Below are 17,073 nucleotides of genomic sequence, written 5' to 3' on the forward strand. Positions count from 1 at the left end.
CCCCGAGATGGACTCGCGCATCGGCATCGCCACTTAGCCCTGCACGCTTAGGACGCAACACGCAGTTGTTTTTGTCGCATCGTACAGACAGGAAACCTTAGCCTGATTACAGGAGTTCCCGAGATCTGCAAGGAGAACAAATGCCGACACGACCCACATGGTCTGGATCTATTCAAATTTCACTCGTTTCGATCGCGGTCAGGATCTTCCCGGCCATTAATCCTGGCAAGCAGATTGAGTTCCACCAAATCGATCGCAAGACGCATAAGCGTGTTCATCATCAGAATGTCGATGAGGCAGGAGAAGTAGAGAAGGCGGACATTGTCAAAGGTTTTGAGTATGCCAAAAACAAGTACATAGAGATTGATCCGGAGGAGCTGAAGGCGCTTCGCCTGCCTACAGCAACAACGATGTCGATCCAGCAATTCGTGAAAGCCGAAGAGCTGTCTCCGGGACTTTATGACCGGCCTTATTTCGTGATTCCGAAGGATGAGGTACAGGCTAAGGCACTCAGTATTATGCGCAAGGCGCTCGCGCAGACGAATACTTTGGGCATCGGAGAGATCGCCTTCAGTGGTCGCCAACACCTGGTTGCAATTGGAGCTCCTCTGAACCCCAAACAAAAGGGCCTGATGCTCTATATGCTTCGATACGAAGATGAACTGCGCGATCCCAAATCCCTCCTCTCGGGTGTCAAGGAGGCCTCAGTGGACTCAGACGAACTCTCTTTGGCGAAGCAGCTAATCCGTGGAAAGTCATCAAAATTCGATCTCACTGCGTACAAAAATGACTATGAGGCTGCGGTGAAGAAGCTGGTCGACGCAAAGCGGAAAGGAAAGCCGCTGCCGGAACCCGAACCGGAGCCGGCGAAGACCAAGGTGGTCAATATTATGGATGCTTTGCGGAGCAGCCTGAAGGAAGAGAAGAAACCTGGAGCGACAGCAAAAGCTAAGAAGGGAACACGGCGGAAGAAGGCTGCTTAGATCAATCGCGTGGAAGAAACTGATTGCTTGTCATGATTAGGTGGATGAGATCTGTGATCTCATCCACCAGACCGACGATTACTCGTCGTCGGCTCCATCCGAAGGATCGTCGGCGGCTTCGATCTTCGAGAGCCGCTTCATGCTGATGGCGTGGATCTCTGCGATCCGGTGCTTGAAGTTAACACCCTTGACCTCATCCTCTACCTCGCGATAGCGGAGGATGCCTTCCAGGGTGACGAGCTGCCCCTTCTGGAGAGTTTTGGCGAACTTCGAGAGATTCCTCCAGGCATAGACGCGATGCCATTCGGTGCGGTTCTCGTAGTCGCCCTTGTCGTTCTTCCAGCTCTCCTGGGTTGCGATGTTGAGAACGACGAACTCTTTGTTGTTCTGAGCGGTTTTGGCTTCTGCGTTCTGCCCGAGGCGGCCGATGAGAATAATTTTGTTGAACATGGTGTATAGCTCCGTTTCTTTTGGTTTGTCCGCTGTCTGCGGTACATGCTTGCCCAACGGGTGTGCCGTCGCGACCCACTCCCTCGGCGACTGGACAGAATCTGCGGAAGGGGACCACAGCTTGCCTGGGGGCAGGAGTCCTCACCTCGAAGAGGCGCATAGCGGATTCCGGGAAGGAGAGCGTGCGTCCGAAGGGCGTGGGTGTCTTGAGCGCGGCACGCTGAACGCAGAGAGAAAGGCAAACCGAAAGGGAGCTGCCCTGTTCAACGGCTTCCCTCATGACGCGAGTAGCAAAAGCCAGCTCAGAACTCGAAGTATCTGTCCCAACACAGGGAGAACGACAACGGGCTTCGAAGCACCGATGCCTATCGCTCAATCCATCTCCTCGCCTTCGCCATGGTTCTCCGGATGTAGGCAGATCGTCTGGAAGGGCTGGGGTCGCGGGAGAGGTAATGGTCTTCAAGGGCACAACCGATCCGATCCTCGGTCATGCCATCGGCAAAAGCAGCGACACAGAAAGCGATATCGGCGGCGGCGGGGCGGTCCTGATATTTGCTTGAGCTGCGGAATCGCTCAAGAGACAAGGTCGATAACCTCGGTCCCCTTCGGGGAGAAAGAGAACTCTGCAGCCGCCTCCCCTCGTGTTCCTGCTCGCGGGCCTCGTAGAGATTGGTTATCTCTTGCTCGAAGGCTTCTGCCGTCGGGTACTGCTGCCCAGTATGGCTTTGCAGGCGCACGAAAGGGAAGAGGCCGTCCGGCTTTCGGTATTTAGGCTTGCAGTTCGTAAAGCCGGGGAGTCGCCCAAACCTCCTCCAGTCCGCCGCGCTCGGATCAGCATCGTACCGCTCGGCCAATGTCTGCGCGGCAAAGGTTCCGAGGAGCTTTGGAAACACAGACCGGTGTTTCAGCCAGGCTTGAAAGTTTCCGGCGCTGGTCTCGACAATGGCGCAAGGGTTGAAGCCATCGGTCGCGAGCCGCGCGAGCATGGTCTCGTTAAGATCGTCGAGGACGGTATAGCCATGTTCGCCCGAAGGGCGGACGTAGATATGCGAGCCGCGAGCGTTGCAGTATTTGAGAAGTGGAAGTCGCTTCAGCACATCCCCGGCGGGAATACTGTCGAAACCAGGAAGCATCCCTCGATCACTCAACACACCGATATCGTAGAGCGGCGCTTTTATAGCCTTGAGCATGTTGCGAACCGTGATTTCTGTTCTGTCCATTCAGTCACCTGTAAAAGGTCTTGCCAGCTGGGAGGGGTGCAGGGGAGGGAAAGTCCCCGCCGCCCGCCTTGCGTGGCGATGTCATCTTGGCCTCTACTAGCTAAGCGAGATGAGGAGGGCACTTTTTGACATCCCGGCGCGCTTTTTTGTGAAATAAGAGGCTGCAAACGCAACCATCCAACCTAAGGTCCTTTGTCCTGAACGGGCGATGATCCTTGTTTGAGCGACTGAGGTTTAGTCCGGATCGGACGAAGCTGCGTCCAGGCATTGCCCTTCTAAGAAATTCTCTGTGTGCGGCGTCGAGCGATAGCCTCGCCTGATGCAGGTCGAAGAGAGAGAAGCAGGTGGAACATCCACCCTTGATTCCGCCGCGTCCATCTCGTTCCGGGTTGTAGCGCGGGTGACGGTTGCACTTGGCCTTCACCCGCTCGGCAACTTTGAGTCTGTAGTTGAACTGGAACATGATTTCCTCCTTTTGGAAAAAGAGCGGGAGCCGATGGGCTGGCTCCCGCTGCGGGTTAGGCTGCGACTTGCTTCTTAGGCGTCTTCTTCGCTGCGGTCTTCTGAGCGGCCTTGATCGGCATGGGTGCCTTGGTCTTCTTGTTGGCTGCCTTTTTAGGTTACTTGGGAGCAAAAACGGCTTCGGCCTCGGTGAGGAAGTCGATTTCGCTTTCGGGCGGAATGGCAATGTGTCCGGTAAAGATCAGGCGGAGGGCAAACTCGATTAGCTTGTCATCTGGTAATGAGTCGATGGTGGAAAGCAGAATCTCTTCTGAGCTCTGCTGATTGTTTTCGTCGTTGGCGGTGAGTTGTTCCGCTATGTCATCGAAGGTGTAAGGGTCGAGGGTGACGAGAGCGCGAAGAAATACCCTCAACTGCGCTGCGCTGAACATAGCCGGGGCTTTGTCCAGAATCCGGTCGAACGCGGATACACGCGCCTTATGCAACTTCTCTCTCCGGTCGCGTTCGGCCTCACGTTCAGTCTGTTCCTGCTCGAACTGCTGTTTCCGCTCTTCGGCTCTGCGCTCCTGCTCCTGCTCGTACTCCTTTCGTTGCTGTTCGTAATTACGCTGGCGTTCCTCCGCCTCTTCCTCGGTCTCGTCTTCGGCAGCGGGTACCATTGTCGGGGCGGGATTGGCGGCCTCTTCTTCCTCGGCTCGTGGGTCGTGTACAGGGCAATCGTCGTCTGTGCATACGGTCAGAGTGGTTCCAACGCGCTTGCCGTAGACGATGATTGCGGGTTTCGCGGCTGCGCACGGTGGGACTGGCTCGGCGTCCGGGTTCTCGGTTACAGTCTCGATCTCGCGGAAGTGGCCGCGCTGGACGGCTCCGGGGCGTTGCTCTCGCGGGTTCCTCCATCCGTTCTCGATCTGGATAAGCTCAGGATGGGCTGCGATCACTCGATCAATATGGACGGTGAGTTTGAGTTGATAGCAGGGCCCGGAGAGGCACTGATCGCCATCGGACTACGTCCGAAAAGAGGGAAGTGTTGTATCCGCTGCGACGGGGGCAGGTGACGCAAGCTCCGGCTGCGGGGTTGAGGGTCGGGTCTTCGCGGTCGAAGGGCGCATCCGCAAGCGCGAGATAGAGGTTGTTCTGAATCCAAGCGGATACGTGCTTTGCAGGTAGCAAATGCGCTTCTGAGTCCTGCCAGTCCTTGCGCCAGCACTGCTCGAATGCTTCGGCCTGTGATTCCTGCGGCAGACGGGCAATGAGGTTGGCGTGACTGGCAGTGATACGCTCCTGCGTGAACGCTTCGGCCACTGCGGGAATGAGTTGCAAAAGAGATAGACGGGCGTAGATGTGACTTGCACTCTTGCCTGACTTGTCGACAAGTGTGGCTACGTCGTAGCCGGGAAGGTCGAGCAAGCGCTGGAACCCCTGCGCCTCTTCGTAAGGGTGAACGTCTACGCGCTGGCTATTCTCGACTAACTGCCATTCGAGCGCCTGTGCATCGTCAATCTCGACAATACGGGCGGGAATGGAGAATAACTCGGCCAGTCGTGCGGCACGATAACGTCGCGCTCCTGCGATCAACTCGAAGCCGTCCGAGTTAGGCCGCACGGTAATGGGTTGAATGAGGCCGTGGTGCCTGATGCTCTCGGCCAGCTCCTGCAACTTGGTTTCATCGAAGCTGCGCCGGGGATTGGTGGTGGACTCGTGGATGGTGTCGATGGCGAGATACTGAAATGCGCTGCTGTTCTGCATGGTGCCCTCCTTTGGGCGGGTTGGGACGTGCGGGGTGGTTGGAGCGGGACGGCCTGAGCCGTCCGCCCTTGGGGGAGAAAATTCATTAACTGGCTTGCGCCAGTCTGGTGTCGGCTTCGGTCTCCTCCGTTGTGGCGGCGGGTGTCTCGATAGCGGAAAGAATCAAAGCTGATGTGCGCTGAATGACTTCGAGGCTCTCGGTCAGAAGTGCGGCGTTGCCGTGGTAAAGATTGATGTAGTCGGCTGATGCGTTACCTGCATCGAGTCCGATGGACTGAGAAACCACAAAGGCGATAGCTTCGGCTTCTGTCTCGCGAACGGTCTTGGTGGTCGCTGTCCTGCGGGTGGATTTATGCAAAAGCTCGTGAGCTACCTCATGGACCAAAGTTGAAAATTCTTCGGCTGAGGGCTGTCCGGGAAGGATGGCGATGCGTCCTCCGTAGCTCATGCCAAGCGCCGGGGCGATGCTCTCTTTGAATTCAAGCTCAATACCCTGCGCCGTCAGAAAGTCGATCATGCGTTCGCGGTACTCGCCTACTTCGCCCTTCACCCGCTCTGAGAGATCGGGGAGCGGTGCGCCCTCGGTCTGGCTCACATCGAAGACGTATGCGGAACGGAAGCCGACGAGTACGGGCTGGTGCTGTTTGGTAATGTCCTTCTCGGCTTCCTTGTCCTTCTTGCGTCGAATCCCGATCATCGGAGCCAGAATGCGGATGCCCTTCTGTCCCTTGATGACCTTGCGGCCTAGCTGGTTCCACGCATACATCCCGGCAACACGAGTTGCGTCCGGCTTCTGTCGTGCGATTTCGAGAATGTTCCCGAAGCTGTAGTTATGGAAACGGCCCATTGCGGTGAGGTAGGCGGTGAGTCCTTCGCTGTGTCCTGCCTCAAGCTGCTCGATGAGAAGTTTTACATTGGCGGCGATTACTTCTTTGGCCGTCTGCGCCTTTGAGGGTGAGGGAAGGGAAGTAACGTTGCTGGTTTCGTTCGTGGTGGCGATGATGCTCATGGGGTGAATCCTCCGTTTTTGAATGTCCTTGCTGTGTTTGCTCACAAACACGCCTTGGCCCAGGCCCACGCCTGCAGGGGCGGCAAGTGCAAGGGGAGGGGTATCACCCATCCTTGGAACGGAGCGAAGTGGGAGTGGAAAGGACGAGCGCGGCGGAGGTCTGCACAAGCGCAGCGCGGAAGACTGCGGGAAACCCCTTGCGCGCGCCAGGGACGGAGTCCCTCAGGAAGGCTTGGTTTCCGCTTCGTGCGCGTTACGCGCACAGATTCAGGGGGCGTTGCGGGGTGTCCCCGCTGGATGGGGGAGTCGGAAGACGATGCCGGTGTTCCCCGCCGGTGTCGGCTGGAGCTGGGGCAAGGGCGTTGCCCTTACCCCGCCACAGTATCTGGGATGGAATGAAACTCAGAGAATTGATGACCTATCAGAAAATTACACCGGGGCCGTTGTCGTGAAAGAAGACGACGTGGAAATGTTTAAGCAACCACTGAATGACGCCTCGGATCGAATTGAAAAATAGAAACGCCCTTGATCAACGCGATTTCCATTGAGCAAACAGGGGAGGCAAAGGAATCTGACTCAGCTTGCGCTCGCAGAGTGGCGGCAGACTCTCGACAGAACAGCCCCTGTGAACGACCATGTGGCCCTGTGGCCGTTTCGCCTAGCACTAGCGCGTCAATATCTCGATTTTGTAAAAACACACGGACTTGAGGACTGTAATCGCAAAGAGAGCCGATAGTCACTTTGCGTCGGAAGCGTAACATTCCTAGAGAATTGCTTTGCATCCATCGCCAGCTTCAATTGTTCTTCAACGCGGACTCGGAGATTGATTGCGTCTCTGACTAACCCTCGAACTTCAGGAAACAAAGAACGGAGAACTGCAAGTGGATGTATTGGAATCGAGCCGCGCTTTCAAGTGCCGTGTCCTCATCGTCGACGATGAATCCCTCGTACTACAAGCCTGTGCTGCTATCGTCCGCAGCTTCGGATTTACGGTCCGTACGGCAGAGGGCGGATTCGTCGCCCTCAAGATACTGCGAGAAGTCCTTCCGGATATCATCATTTCCGACCTGCGAATGCCGAGCATGTCGGGATTTGAACTGCTTTCCATCGTCCGCCGCCGGTTCCCTCATATTCCGACCATTGGGATCAGTGGCGAATTCATTCTTGCGAATATGCCACTCGGGTTGCTCGTCGACCATTTCTTTCAGAAGGGCGAATACACTCCCGAACAGCTCAAAGCAAAGATGAAAAAGCTAATTGCGGACTCTCCCATACGCGCGCACATTGGCAAAGTCGATAAAGCGCCGTTGTGGATTCCGCGGAAAGATGCAAATTATATTGTGGTTACCTGCCCTGAATGCTTGCGTTCCTCATCGATTGCAGACCAAGGCGGGTCAGGTGATCTGCAAGAAACAGAATATATCGCCTGTGGAGCAATCATCAATTATCTGGTGGACTCGAGTGTTCTGAAAGTCCTCGAGGAGAAAGGTAACGGCCTCCCGCCTCGAAAATCTGAAGCTTAAATTTGCTTTGCTCAATTAGGTGGCGTATTTTTGTGCTGACTATGCACCTGCATAAGCAACGTCGCAACCTCGAGCACGAAGCATGTTGCCGCGACAACCATGACCGAACCGCTAGACAGAACGCGTCGTTTTATTGAGTGCATTTCACAATCTCCCCATGCTCGATGGATACGCAAGATAAAACAGTGAAAGTTCCTGCTTTAAGCGGAGTTGCGACGACCGCGGGCGCCAAGTTTAGAAAGAAAAAACGATTGAAGAGTATCAGCGCTCCCCCGGCTTTAATAAAAGCCGCCATCACGATTGCACAAGTGATCGTGAGCTTATGGCAGAGCGGATATCACCGTGACATCGGCACGTTGATGTAGAGACCAAGGATAAGGAATTCAAGATTCACCTTTATGCTGCAGCGCAAACCTTAAGAGTGAGTTCGCCCCCTCAAGGCCGAGTTTGCGGCAAATGTTGGTTCGGTGATTGTCGACGGTTCGATAGTGGATGCCGAGGTGTTTGCCAATGTCCTTGCTTGAATTGCCTTCAGCGATCAATCTCATCACAATGCGCTCAGTCGGACTTAATTTGCCCATTGTGCCGCCCGCTTTCTCGGCAGTCTGAAGTCTGATCAAGTGGTGAGTCATGCTGGGAGCGACATACATCTGCTCCGACGTCACCGCGCGTATTGCCGCAAGAACGTCTTCTGTCCCGCTATCCTTGAGGATGTAGCCCTGGGCGCCAGCGTCAAATGCCGCACGCAGATAGATAGGCTCGGAATGTAGCGTAAGCAGAATGATCTTTGTATGTAGGTTCAGCGAGCGGAGTTGACGCACTACAGTTAGGCCGTCCAACTTAGGCATGTCGATATCGAGGATCGCGACATCGGGTGCGAGTTCTCGAATCTTCAACAGAGCGGATTCGCCGTCGCCGGCCTCACCGACGATTTCAATCTCGCGATTTGTCGCGAGGCTTAACCTCAACCCAGATCGAATGATCGGATGATCATCCGCTAACACGACACGAATAGGGCTATCCACGGCTACAGTCTTCCTCGATCAATTTGCGATAACGGTAGCAGATGTCGGCGGCAGTGTATCCACAGACACTCAACATAGTGGCAATGTGGCAATCTCGTGCGGAACAGTGACGCGCCGGCGATCGCTAACGACGGTGTCGTCGGATTGCGTATCGGCTGAGAATCGAATCTAATTCGTGGATATTGACCTTCGACGTAAATCCACAGGCCCCTGCAGCCGTGGCCGCCCACCCTAGTTCGTCTTCATCATAGTCACTGAGTATATGGACTCTGGCATCGGGATCGTGCTCTCTCAGAATCCTTGTCGCTGAGAGACCATCGAGGCGAGGCATTTGAATGTCCATCAAGACTACGTCGGGCCGGTGAACCTTGTATGCCTCAAGCGCATCCGCGCCGTCGATGCATTCGATAATCTCATTTTCGTCTCCATTGAGTGCACAACGGATCAGTTCTCTCACTTTCGAATTGTCTTCGACGATCATGATCCTCAGCGGTTGTTGAGAAGAAGCCCCTTGAACAAATGCCATCGATCTATTAGACGGTGAAAGTCGTCGCTCGCGAGCTAGTATCGCCACACAGATCGCCTATGTGTTATCACTTATGCCTCCGTGTGATTCACTCATGACACTACGTGACCAGCCAATATGGCTTTCTCGTTAGTTATTTCGGAACGACGAGCGCCGCTGCTTCAGCGTTCAAACTTTCGGTATAGTATTGATTTGCAAGGTTATGACAGTACCCTTGCCTGGAGCGGATCTGATCGCGAACTCGCTTCCGATCAGAGCTGCTCGTTCTGCCATTCCCCGAAGGCCCATCCCCATCCGCCCCGCCTTATTAATGTTTCCGTCCACCTCAAAACCGACTCCATCGTCTTCGATCGTCATGACTGTCTGTTTGTTGTTCTTCTCAATGCAAACAGTAGCCGTACTGGCCGACGAGTACTTGATGGCATTACCGACCGCTTCTTGCACAATTCGATAGAGATTAATCCATTGATCAGGAGGCAGCAGATCGTCGATGTTTTCCAGCTTGGCGATAATCGACATATTGGAGGCAGCGGACGCCTTCTGCACCAGATAATAGATGCTTTGTGTAAGTCCCAGGCGATCCAAGTGTGACGGCCGGAGGTCATACGCAATCGAACGTGTGTCTTCTAGACCAGCTATAGCTTCAGAGCTGATCTCCTCAAATATCGATTCGTCGCTCTTAACCGAATTGCCTCTAAAGCGAAGAGCGAGCTTTGCAGAACTGTTAATAATGACGAGCCGCTGCCCCAAGCTATCGTGCAGTTCCCTTGCGATCCTCTGTCGTTCATCCTCCTGCGAGGTAATGAGTTGCTGAAGAAAGTCGAGTTGAAGAGCGCTTTTAGCCTTTAGCTCACTGAGCCGATAACGCCACACAGCTATTGCAATTACCGCAATTGTAGAAAGGACTAGGAGTTCAAACCACTTTGTTTTATAGAAGGAGGCAAACACGTCAACGGGCAGAATTTTGCTCGGCGCAGACCAGCTGCCGTCCGCATTTTTGACAGAGACAATGAATTGATAGTGACCAGGGGGAAGATGAGTGTATGAGGCAAAGCGATGAAAACCGGCTTCAGTCCAATCTTGATCGAGTCCTACCAACTTATACCGAAAGCGCAATTGGTTTGGCCTTGCAAAATCTGGAGCTGTGTAGTGAATCTGAAGGTTGTATTTCGAAGGAGGAATAGGAATTGGAGCATTCACCGGCACTGAAAGCCAATCGAGCGTTGCAGATTCGATTGAAATCCGGGGAGTTCTTAAGTCGATTGACACCTTCCTTGGATCGACGATAGCTACGCCATCTTGTGTGGGAAACCATAATGTGCCGTCACTCGCTCTCGTTCCTGCGGGTGATACACCTCCATTCGAGTCAAGCGTACGAAGCCCGTCTGCCTTTCCAAATGCAATTGACGAGATTGATGTAAGCTTGCCTTCGGCCATATCAATCAGCTCGCGTTTATTCACGCGATAGATCCCGAGGTCGCAGCTCATCCACAGGTTGCCCAGATCGTCATCCAGAATCTGAAACACCCCATCATTGAAAAGGCCGTTCGCCGTTGTGTATCGAGTAACGTGCCCGTTTTTCAAACGTGCCAAACCACCGTCAAAAGTTCCGATCCAAAGTGTTCCGTCACAGTCGGCATGAAGAGACCAAATGTTATTGCTTCCGAGGCCCTCGGACTCCGACCAATGGATTGCTCTGCCCTCATGAAGCTGAAATAGACCATTTACTCCTCCAACCCATAGATCGCCATTTGGAGTTTCTGCGATGACATGAACGTCGCGAGGCGCGGTTTCATCTCTGGCCGGAAAAGGCTTCAGGATATTATTTTTCAAACTGGACACGCCGGAGCGCCTTCCAAACCACATGGTTCCGGTTCGATCTTGATAAATAGCTTGCACGACATCGTCGGGGAAGGACGGAACTCCGGCATTGGAAAAATGACCGTTCTGATATGTTGTCAGGCCACCATGAGTTGCGATCCAGATCCGTCCGCCGCCATCCTGATACAGCGAAGTAACAAGAGGAGAGGGTAGCCCCTCAGCTACGCCAAAAGTTTGGAATTTGCCATTTTGAAATCGACTGAGCCCCTTGTGCCACACACCCATCCACACAGCCCCAGAACGGTCTTGGTAGACGGGATATACGTCCTGATCTTGCAGCCCATGGTCGGTCGATAAGACTCTGATGACCTGGTCCTGAATCCGATAGAGACCCTCCTCAGTCGCAAGCCAAAGATTTCCCTGATTATCGGGGAAGGCGTATCTGAAGGTGAGATTGAGATGTTCGCGACCAGGAGCAGTAACGATCGACCGATTCATTTCTAGAGTTGGACTGAAAATCCAGGTTTTTCCATCGGGACCACGACAGGAAACTTGCTTTTGCGGAGCCAGTTCGTGAGGCTGAAATGGATCTCCAGCACCGAGTCGAATCAGCTCACCATCGCTCATATTGACCCAAGCGGTGCGATCCTGATCCAGGCCTACTTGCGAAATGACCTTGCCTCGAATTCGCAGTGGAAGCTGATAGACCTCATAATGTCCTCTGGAAAAGCAATAAATTTTCGCTTTGTCGTAGGCGACAAAGCCGGTCTCATCCCATACCAAGGGGCCGTATATGCGTTTATTGAGGTCGGAGGACAGTTCAAATCGGTCTGCCTTCTCGTTCCACTGTGCGATTTGGCCTCGGGAGAGGATCCAGACGTGCCCTGAACTATCAGACGTAACCGTGCTCACCACACTCCCGGGGATACCATCCTTCGTGTCATATGTCCGAAAATGTCCGTCGTGGTAGCGCAGCAGGCCGCCACTTTCATAGACGACCCATAGATCGCCGTCACGTCCACGTTCGATAACAGTGAAGCGATTGGAGATAATACCGGGAGAATTGCCCTTATTGAAAACGGTAAAGCCTATACCGTCAAAACGGACGAGACCGTCTAAAGTAGAAATCCAAAGATAGCCGTCTGGCGTCTGCGTAACTCCTCGAACACCATTCCGGGGAAGGCCGTTGTCCGCCGTCCACACTTGATATCCGTACTGAGCCCAAATTGAGATAGGGCAAGGCAACCAGAGGAAAAAGATGGCGAGCGACAGGAGACCGAGTCGATCGCGAAATCGGCGCCTGCAATCAGACTCTGGGTAGGCTGCAGGCACAAGTCCTCGCGTTTCTGCGACCTAATCGTAAGCGTTCACCCCTGATGAGGCAAGTGACCTTCCGGCGAAATGACCGTCTCCTTTCCTAAGCTCTGTCTCACATTGCTGGTGAGTACGGTTCCTGAAGGAAAGGTATCGCTGTGAGTGCCTAAATAAACTAGCCGCACTCGCTGCGGAGACGAGCGGGATTGCAAGCGATTGTGTGTTAACACACAGACTTTTGTGTACTAACACGGATATTCAGCTTACGCGGCCTCTGCTACTTTCGGTTTGGGCGATTGGAGTCCCCGATTTTGGCCATCTCAGGCGATATTCGCAGAGCTTCGACGCTCGTCGTTGCTGATAGTGAATTTTATCCTCCAACGACACCCCATTACAGAGGGACCTTGCTATTGAAGTCCCGTCGCCCTCAGTTACGGTATCCGCCTCTCTATTACCGTTCGATAGGTGCTTTACAAAAGCTCCTTGCCAAAAGGATTTTTTATGACCCTGTGAAAAGAGATGAAATCTGCCCGAGGAAGTCGTGCCTGGATCACGAGGCCGAGAATCTGGCGAAACTCAATCTAATGACGTGCCAAGGGGGGCGGTTGTCCATCCGCCCCCAGCAACGAGGAGAACACATCGATGCAAATCCAGAGCAGGTTTTACTTCATCGCAACTATCCTCGCCACGCTTGCATTCGGAGCGGTTGGCACATCGCAGACGGTACCTGCAAATCCCAACCAAACGCCAGCGGGCTTCAGCCCAGTTTTCGCGGGCAAATTCTTTCAGAACCCAAAGACGGGCTCACATTTAAGTGCAAACACCATCAGCATCGACGCTGATTCGGGCACTCCAACGAGGGGACAAACCTTCACATTGCATCTGCCTTCGGACGCTGTCATTGGCTCGTTGAAGGTGATTCTGAACGGCCACGATATTAGCGATCGCTTCCGCGGCACATCATCAATCCTGTCTGCTCAGGATGGACTTAGCACGGTAAAAAATGTATTGGCGGCAACCGTAAAACTCTCGTCAGGCGGCATGGCGAGCGGGCGCTGGAGATCCATGAGCGCTCCCGTGAATAAAAACAATAAGTCTGCAAATGGAATTCCCTTGGCTATGGCGAGGGCCACCGGAGCGACTCTCTCTCCCAGGGGCGTTACGAACCCAGTGGCACCCCCGGTATGCGACCCCGTTGCCATGTGCCCCTCGTGGCTGCCTCCGTCGGTCCGCTTCGACACTCTGTCGAAGGGAAACTGGACAGGGACTACTGCCTGGGTCCAGGTCAATGGCGTCCCTTACGGCTTGCGGGGCGAAACAATATCCGCGCAATATGTCCTTCTCGTCCTCAATCGTCAAACTCTTGCAGCTGAGGATTTTGAGTGGTTTAGCAGTGGCGCCGGCGCGGCTGTCACCGGCTACATCGCAAACGCAAAATACACCTCACAAGACTTAGTAATTATTGGAACAGGATCAGGCTCCAATGGAGTCGACAATGGATTGGATACCAGTTCCATCGGAGGGACAAACTTCAACAACATACCTGGTAATGTCCCTTTCCCGAAGAGCTATATGATAGTCGGGTCGGGTGGGCAGGCGTCTGGTACAGCTTACGAAAGCATACAGCCTCTCGGAAGCACACAGCCTGCCAATGCATTCGCCACCGGCTCACTACAGGAAGATGCGAACGGCAACTACAACTTTCAGTCGTCCGACATCGTGGAGTACGCAATAGAGCCACAAGACCCGGCCAATTTCGCCAATCCAACCATCAGGATGAACGTGCCCGCAAATCTCCAGGTAAATGGGGAAACACAGGTAGAATTCCTAGCAGATGCTTTCGCAGGTCAGAATGGCCTCTGGATGCTTGTTCTTGATCGCGCAACTCTCATGCCACCCTTCAACGTCAACAATACTAGTGCCTGCTATGACTTTGCTCCTGGAGCCCCTACGCGCGTGATGGCGAATTGCGGAGCGTTCTATGCGGTCGGGGGGGGCAATAGCAACATCGACGGTGAATGGCAGGCCCTGGCCATTGCATTGTCTACGGTGACGAGTGATCAGATCGTATTGCTGCAATCCATCGGCACCGTAGGTTCGACCTCACTGGCTCAGACAGTGGAATCTGGGAGCGGCGTAAATAGCGGCTTCCTGCAATTTGCTCAGGCCTTTGAAAAGTTAGGCGGAACACCGTATGCGATAGCCGGACCGACCTACACGAATCAGGATAACTATGCCTTTGTGGGGTACCTCGGAGCAGGAAATGCTTTGACCGGCGGCGCGACTGAGTTATCAACCGCTTTTCCCGGTCAAATTGGAGTGCTGCACGGGACTCTACAAAAAAATTCAAATGGGGCCTACCGACCGGCCCAAACTTCTCCAGAGCAACAGGGGCTATTCAACGCTAAGGGTGGCCTAGGCGACTCCGATTTCTTGTTGAGCATTGCTTCTTATCAACAACCCGTAGAGTGGCCGTCCAACAGCGCAACGGTGCTTCTACCGGGCGCGACGACGATTGCGGGACAACAAGCCGCCTTCCGGTTCATTAGCCATTGGCTCCTCGCCGGCTACTACATGAAAACAATACAAGGGCCGCATCAGGATGATATCCACTTTTTCTTCAGTGGATCCACCAACACATCGATCAACTATCAAACGATGGATCCGGCCAACCTCCCATCGCCAGGTGTCGGCACATGGAGTACATATGGCTGCACGTCTTTCGACGGATCGACCTGTACCTTTCAAGCCATCGGCGACAGTGCACCCTCTACGTTTACTGTGAGCGACTTCAATGCGGTAAAGACGCAGATGTCTCTTGAGGTTATTTGTCTCACCAACTCCCTGCAATATCTGGTGACCGGGTCTACGAACCTGAAGGATGTGGTGGCGTCAGGAAACGCAAATGTAAGCCTCGCGCTGAGCGCCGCCGCGAACTCCATTGAAGGTAGCGGTATGGGGAATCTCGACGCCCAGACGCTTGCTAGCAAAAATGTAACCTTTAGCTGGCAAGCGCTCGTATCCACAATCGGCGGCATCGCGGAAGCCGCGGCGAATCTTGCTTCTGGTGGCGAACTCACTCCCCTTTGGGAAACGTTAAACCCCGCGTTGCAGTCGACGCTAAAGCAGGCTGCAGCTGGGGCGAACGCGGTTGGAGGCATCATGAGCGCTGTGGGAAGCGCCGCTTCGATCAGAACAACTACGGATACTCTATCCACATCGCCGCAGCCATTCGCGCCGTTGACCATAACAGTTGGTGAACTAGCTTCTCAGAATCTTCAGAGTCCAGTTATGGCAGGCTTTGATACCGCGGTTGATAACCTCACGTCCGATTGGGGGCGCCTAAGCCTGATTGGCCCTAGGGTTGTGAATGTTAATGATCCAACATTTTTCGCGCCCAATCAGGTTCAGCAAGTGAATACTATCAACGCCCTAACCACCTCCTCCGCACAAACCTTTTATTCTTCTCTGGTTCCCACGGTTTATAACCTGCATTACTGGAGCGGGGTTCAATGGACACAACCCGTCGCAGGTGTCTTTCAACCAACAGTGGGGGGAGGAAAGGGAGCTTACGATCAGGACCTAAAATGCTATGCTTTCTACCTGAATCCATCCACGAATGGCGGCACGAGCAACCCGCTTGGAACGTTGTCTCTTTACCAAGGTATTACGCTTCCCACTATGGGCGGAGGGAACCACCCGTTCTCAGAAGATCTGGGCAACTACGATTTTTGGGTTGTAGATAGCACCGTTTCGCAAGCAGGTTCCACGGCGACGACGATCGCAACTATGAATAGTGATTTGGCGGAAAGTCTCTTCTCGTCAACCGCACTGAACATCCCAATGTTCCAGTTCTTCAGCAGCAACGGACCGATGGCCTCGGTGACGAAGGACGCCAGCCAAGATAATATCTCAGGCTTCAGCGCAGATAACATCTGCGATGCGAGCGCCTACGGACCCCAAGTAAGTTCAGGCGCGCCCTCTCCCGTAGGTTCGCCCTCTCCCGGAGGACCAGTCGTTACGACCACAACACTGATAAGTCCCACATCAGGTGTGCTCGGGCACGATATTGTTCTCACAGCTCAGGTCATGACTGCAAATCAAGCCGTTGCTTCAGGAAAGGTCTATATCCTGGTCGATGGTACCGTGGTTGGTAGTCCCGCGCTGGGGTCTGACGGAACAGCTTCCTTGACAATCTCTGGCGGTCTGGCGCTAGGAACACACAAGGTCGAGGCAAATTCCGCGCCTGGCTCCGGATACAGTCCCTCGAGCGCCCAAGCATCAACATTTACGGTGTACTCAGAAAGTGCTGACATCGCCATCTCGATGGCAAACACCCCTGTGAATGTTTCCTACACCTCGTCTTCGAGTCCAGTTGCTGTCCAGATCGGTTCGATAGCCGGTTTAGCCGGCAACGTCGTACTTTCCTGCACGGGCCTTCCTGTCGGATTAGCTTGTAGCTTTAACGCACAATCGACGATGTTAGCGGCCAACGGAAGCGTGAATGCGACAGTGCAGATCGGTCCAAGCCCGACTGCGCAGGCTGCTGCTACGATTTCCATCGCTAGGAAGATTTCTCTTGCGGTTCTTTTGCTCCCCCTGTTTGGTCTGGGTGGTCTGCGAAGAGGTCGTTCCGCGGTAAGACTGACTGTGCTGCTCATCATTGCAGCTGGTGTAAGCGCAGTGGCAATTACCGGCTGCAGCGGAGGTTCATCCAACCCGGCGCCTGTACGCGAAACCGGTAAAAAAACGATCACGATCAACGCAAGCGTTGGATCGGTATCGCGAAGTATTGGCATGAATATTAACATTCAATAACGGTCGACGCGATCGGTAAAATCCGTCGGATTTTACCGATCCGTTATCTTTCGAACATGGGAATTAGCTTGCAGTCAAATGCGGCCCGTTTTTTGGGAACGCTGGCTATAGCTTGGGTAGGTATGTGGCGTAAGTCTTTGGGCGCTCTTTGGCGTAGATCGGCCTCAGACGCATCT

13 protein-coding genes are annotated in these 17,073 nt (G+C 53.9%); 5 read left to right on the forward strand and 8 right to left on the reverse strand.

Features of this window, described 5'->3' with window-relative positions; genetic code table 11:
• Nucleotides 1–140 precede the first annotated feature (140 nt).
• Nucleotides 141–983: a Ku protein gene (locus tag GSQ81_RS18060; protein ID WP_158912002.1), complete on the forward strand. Its 843-nt coding sequence runs from the start codon at nt 141–143 to the stop codon at nt 981–983.
• A 78-nt stretch (nt 984–1,061) separates the two neighbouring features.
• Here GSQ81_RS18060 and GSQ81_RS18065 read toward each other — a convergent pair whose 3' ends face one another.
• From GSQ81_RS18065 to GSQ81_RS18080, 5 genes are all read right to left on the reverse strand, one after another.
• Nucleotides 1,062–1,433 carry a single-stranded DNA-binding protein gene (locus GSQ81_RS18065; RefSeq protein WP_158912003.1) on the reverse strand — a complete coding sequence of 124 codons (372 nt, stop codon included), beginning with the start codon at nt 1,431–1,433 and terminating at the stop codon, nt 1,062–1,064.
• Nucleotides 1,434–1,798: 365 nt separating this feature from the next.
• On the reverse strand, nt 1,799–2,653 hold the full coding sequence (locus GSQ81_RS18070) for a RepB family DNA primase (protein WP_158912004.1): 855 nt from the start codon (nt 2,651–2,653) through the stop codon (nt 1,799–1,801).
• Between the two features lie 620 nt (nt 2,654–3,273).
• Nucleotides 3,274–4,053 (reverse strand): hypothetical protein, encoded by a 780-nt coding sequence (locus GSQ81_RS20145; protein WP_254060283.1) that lies wholly within the window; start codon nt 4,051–4,053, stop codon nt 3,274–3,276.
• 4 nt (nt 4,054–4,057) lie between these two features.
• Entirely contained in the window at nt 4,058–4,861 is an 804-nt protein-coding gene (locus tag GSQ81_RS20150; protein ID WP_254060284.1) for a ParB/RepB/Spo0J family partition protein, read from the reverse strand.
• 85 nt (nt 4,862–4,946) lie between these two features.
• Nucleotides 4,947–5,870, reverse strand: coding sequence for an ArdC family protein (locus GSQ81_RS18080; RefSeq protein WP_158912005.1), 924 nt, complete (start codon nt 5,868–5,870; stop codon nt 4,947–4,949).
• A 316-nt stretch (nt 5,871–6,186) separates the two neighbouring features.
• On the opposite strand from GSQ81_RS18080, the gene GSQ81_RS18085 reads away from it, so the two are divergent.
• The 3 genes from GSQ81_RS18085 (at nt 6,187) to GSQ81_RS18095 (ending at nt 7,758) form a co-directional block, all read left to right on the forward strand.
• Nucleotides 6,187–6,387 carry a hypothetical protein gene (locus GSQ81_RS18085; protein ID WP_158912006.1) on the forward strand — a complete coding sequence of 67 codons (201 nt, stop codon included), beginning with the start codon at nt 6,187–6,189 and terminating at the stop codon, nt 6,385–6,387.
• A gap of 364 nt (nt 6,388–6,751) precedes the next feature.
• Nucleotides 6,752–7,393, forward strand: coding sequence for a response regulator (locus tag GSQ81_RS18090; RefSeq protein WP_158912007.1), 642 nt, complete (start codon nt 6,752–6,754; stop codon nt 7,391–7,393).
• A 164-nt stretch (nt 7,394–7,557) separates the two neighbouring features.
• Entirely contained in the window at nt 7,558–7,758 is a 201-nt protein-coding gene (locus GSQ81_RS18095) for a hypothetical protein (protein WP_158912008.1), read from the forward strand.
• Between the two features lie 18 nt (nt 7,759–7,776).
• Here GSQ81_RS18095 and GSQ81_RS18100 read toward each other — a convergent pair whose 3' ends face one another.
• The 3 genes from GSQ81_RS18100 to GSQ81_RS18110 form a co-directional block, all read right to left on the reverse strand.
• The gene (locus tag GSQ81_RS18100; protein WP_158912009.1) at nt 7,777–8,418 is read right to left on the reverse strand and encodes a response regulator transcription factor; all 642 of its coding nucleotides are present in this window, start codon (nt 8,416–8,418) and stop codon (nt 7,777–7,779) included.
• Between the two features lie 124 nt (nt 8,419–8,542).
• On the reverse strand, nt 8,543–8,944 hold the full coding sequence (locus GSQ81_RS18105) for a response regulator transcription factor (protein WP_158912010.1): 402 nt from the start codon (nt 8,942–8,944) through the stop codon (nt 8,543–8,545).
• Between the two features lie 168 nt (nt 8,945–9,112).
• Nucleotides 9,113–11,968, reverse strand: a complete 2,856-nt coding sequence (locus tag GSQ81_RS18110; protein WP_158912011.1) for a two-component regulator propeller domain-containing protein — start codon at nt 11,966–11,968, stop codon at nt 9,113–9,115.
• Nucleotides 11,969–12,721: 753 nt separating this feature from the next.
• Here GSQ81_RS18110 and GSQ81_RS18115 point away from each other — a divergent pair.
• The gene (locus tag GSQ81_RS18115; RefSeq protein WP_158912012.1) at nt 12,722–16,897 is read left to right on the forward strand and encodes an Ig-like domain-containing protein; all 4,176 of its coding nucleotides are present in this window, start codon (nt 12,722–12,724) and stop codon (nt 16,895–16,897) included.
• The last annotated feature ends 176 nt before the right edge of the window (nt 16,898–17,073 follow it).

Source organism: Granulicella sp. L56, from assembly GCF_009765835.1.
GTDB lineage: Bacteria > Acidobacteriota > Terriglobia > Terriglobales > Acidobacteriaceae > Edaphobacter.

Bases quoted from the DNA above. Each gene is read 5' to 3' on its own strand.
- GSQ81_RS18070 (WP_158912004.1), bottom strand. From the start codon at position 2,653: ATGGACAGAACAGAAATCACGGTTCGCAACATGCTCAAGGCTATAAAA.
- GSQ81_RS18065 (WP_158912003.1), bottom strand. From the start codon at position 1,433: ATGTTCAACAAAATTATTCTCATCGGCCGCCTCGGGCAGAACGCAGAA.
- GSQ81_RS18085 (WP_158912006.1), top strand. From the start codon at position 6,187: ATGCCGGTGTTCCCCGCCGGTGTCGGCTGGAGCTGGGGCAAGGGCGTT.
- GSQ81_RS18095 (WP_158912008.1), top strand. From the start codon at position 7,558: ATGGATACGCAAGATAAAACAGTGAAAGTTCCTGCTTTAAGCGGAGTT.
- GSQ81_RS18060 (WP_158912002.1), top strand. From the start codon at position 141: ATGCCGACACGACCCACATGGTCTGGATCTATTCAAATTTCACTCGTT.
- GSQ81_RS18115 (WP_158912012.1), top strand. From the start codon at position 12,722: ATGCAAATCCAGAGCAGGTTTTACTTCATCGCAACTATCCTCGCCACG.
- GSQ81_RS18080 (WP_158912005.1), bottom strand. From the start codon at position 5,870: ATGAGCATCATCGCCACCACGAACGAAACCAGCAACGTTACTTCCCTT.
- GSQ81_RS18105 (WP_158912010.1), bottom strand. From the start codon at position 8,944: ATGGCATTTGTTCAAGGGGCTTCTTCTCAACAACCGCTGAGGATCATG.
- GSQ81_RS20150 (WP_254060284.1), bottom strand. From the start codon at position 4,861: ATGCAGAACAGCAGCGCATTTCAGTATCTCGCCATCGACACCATCCAC.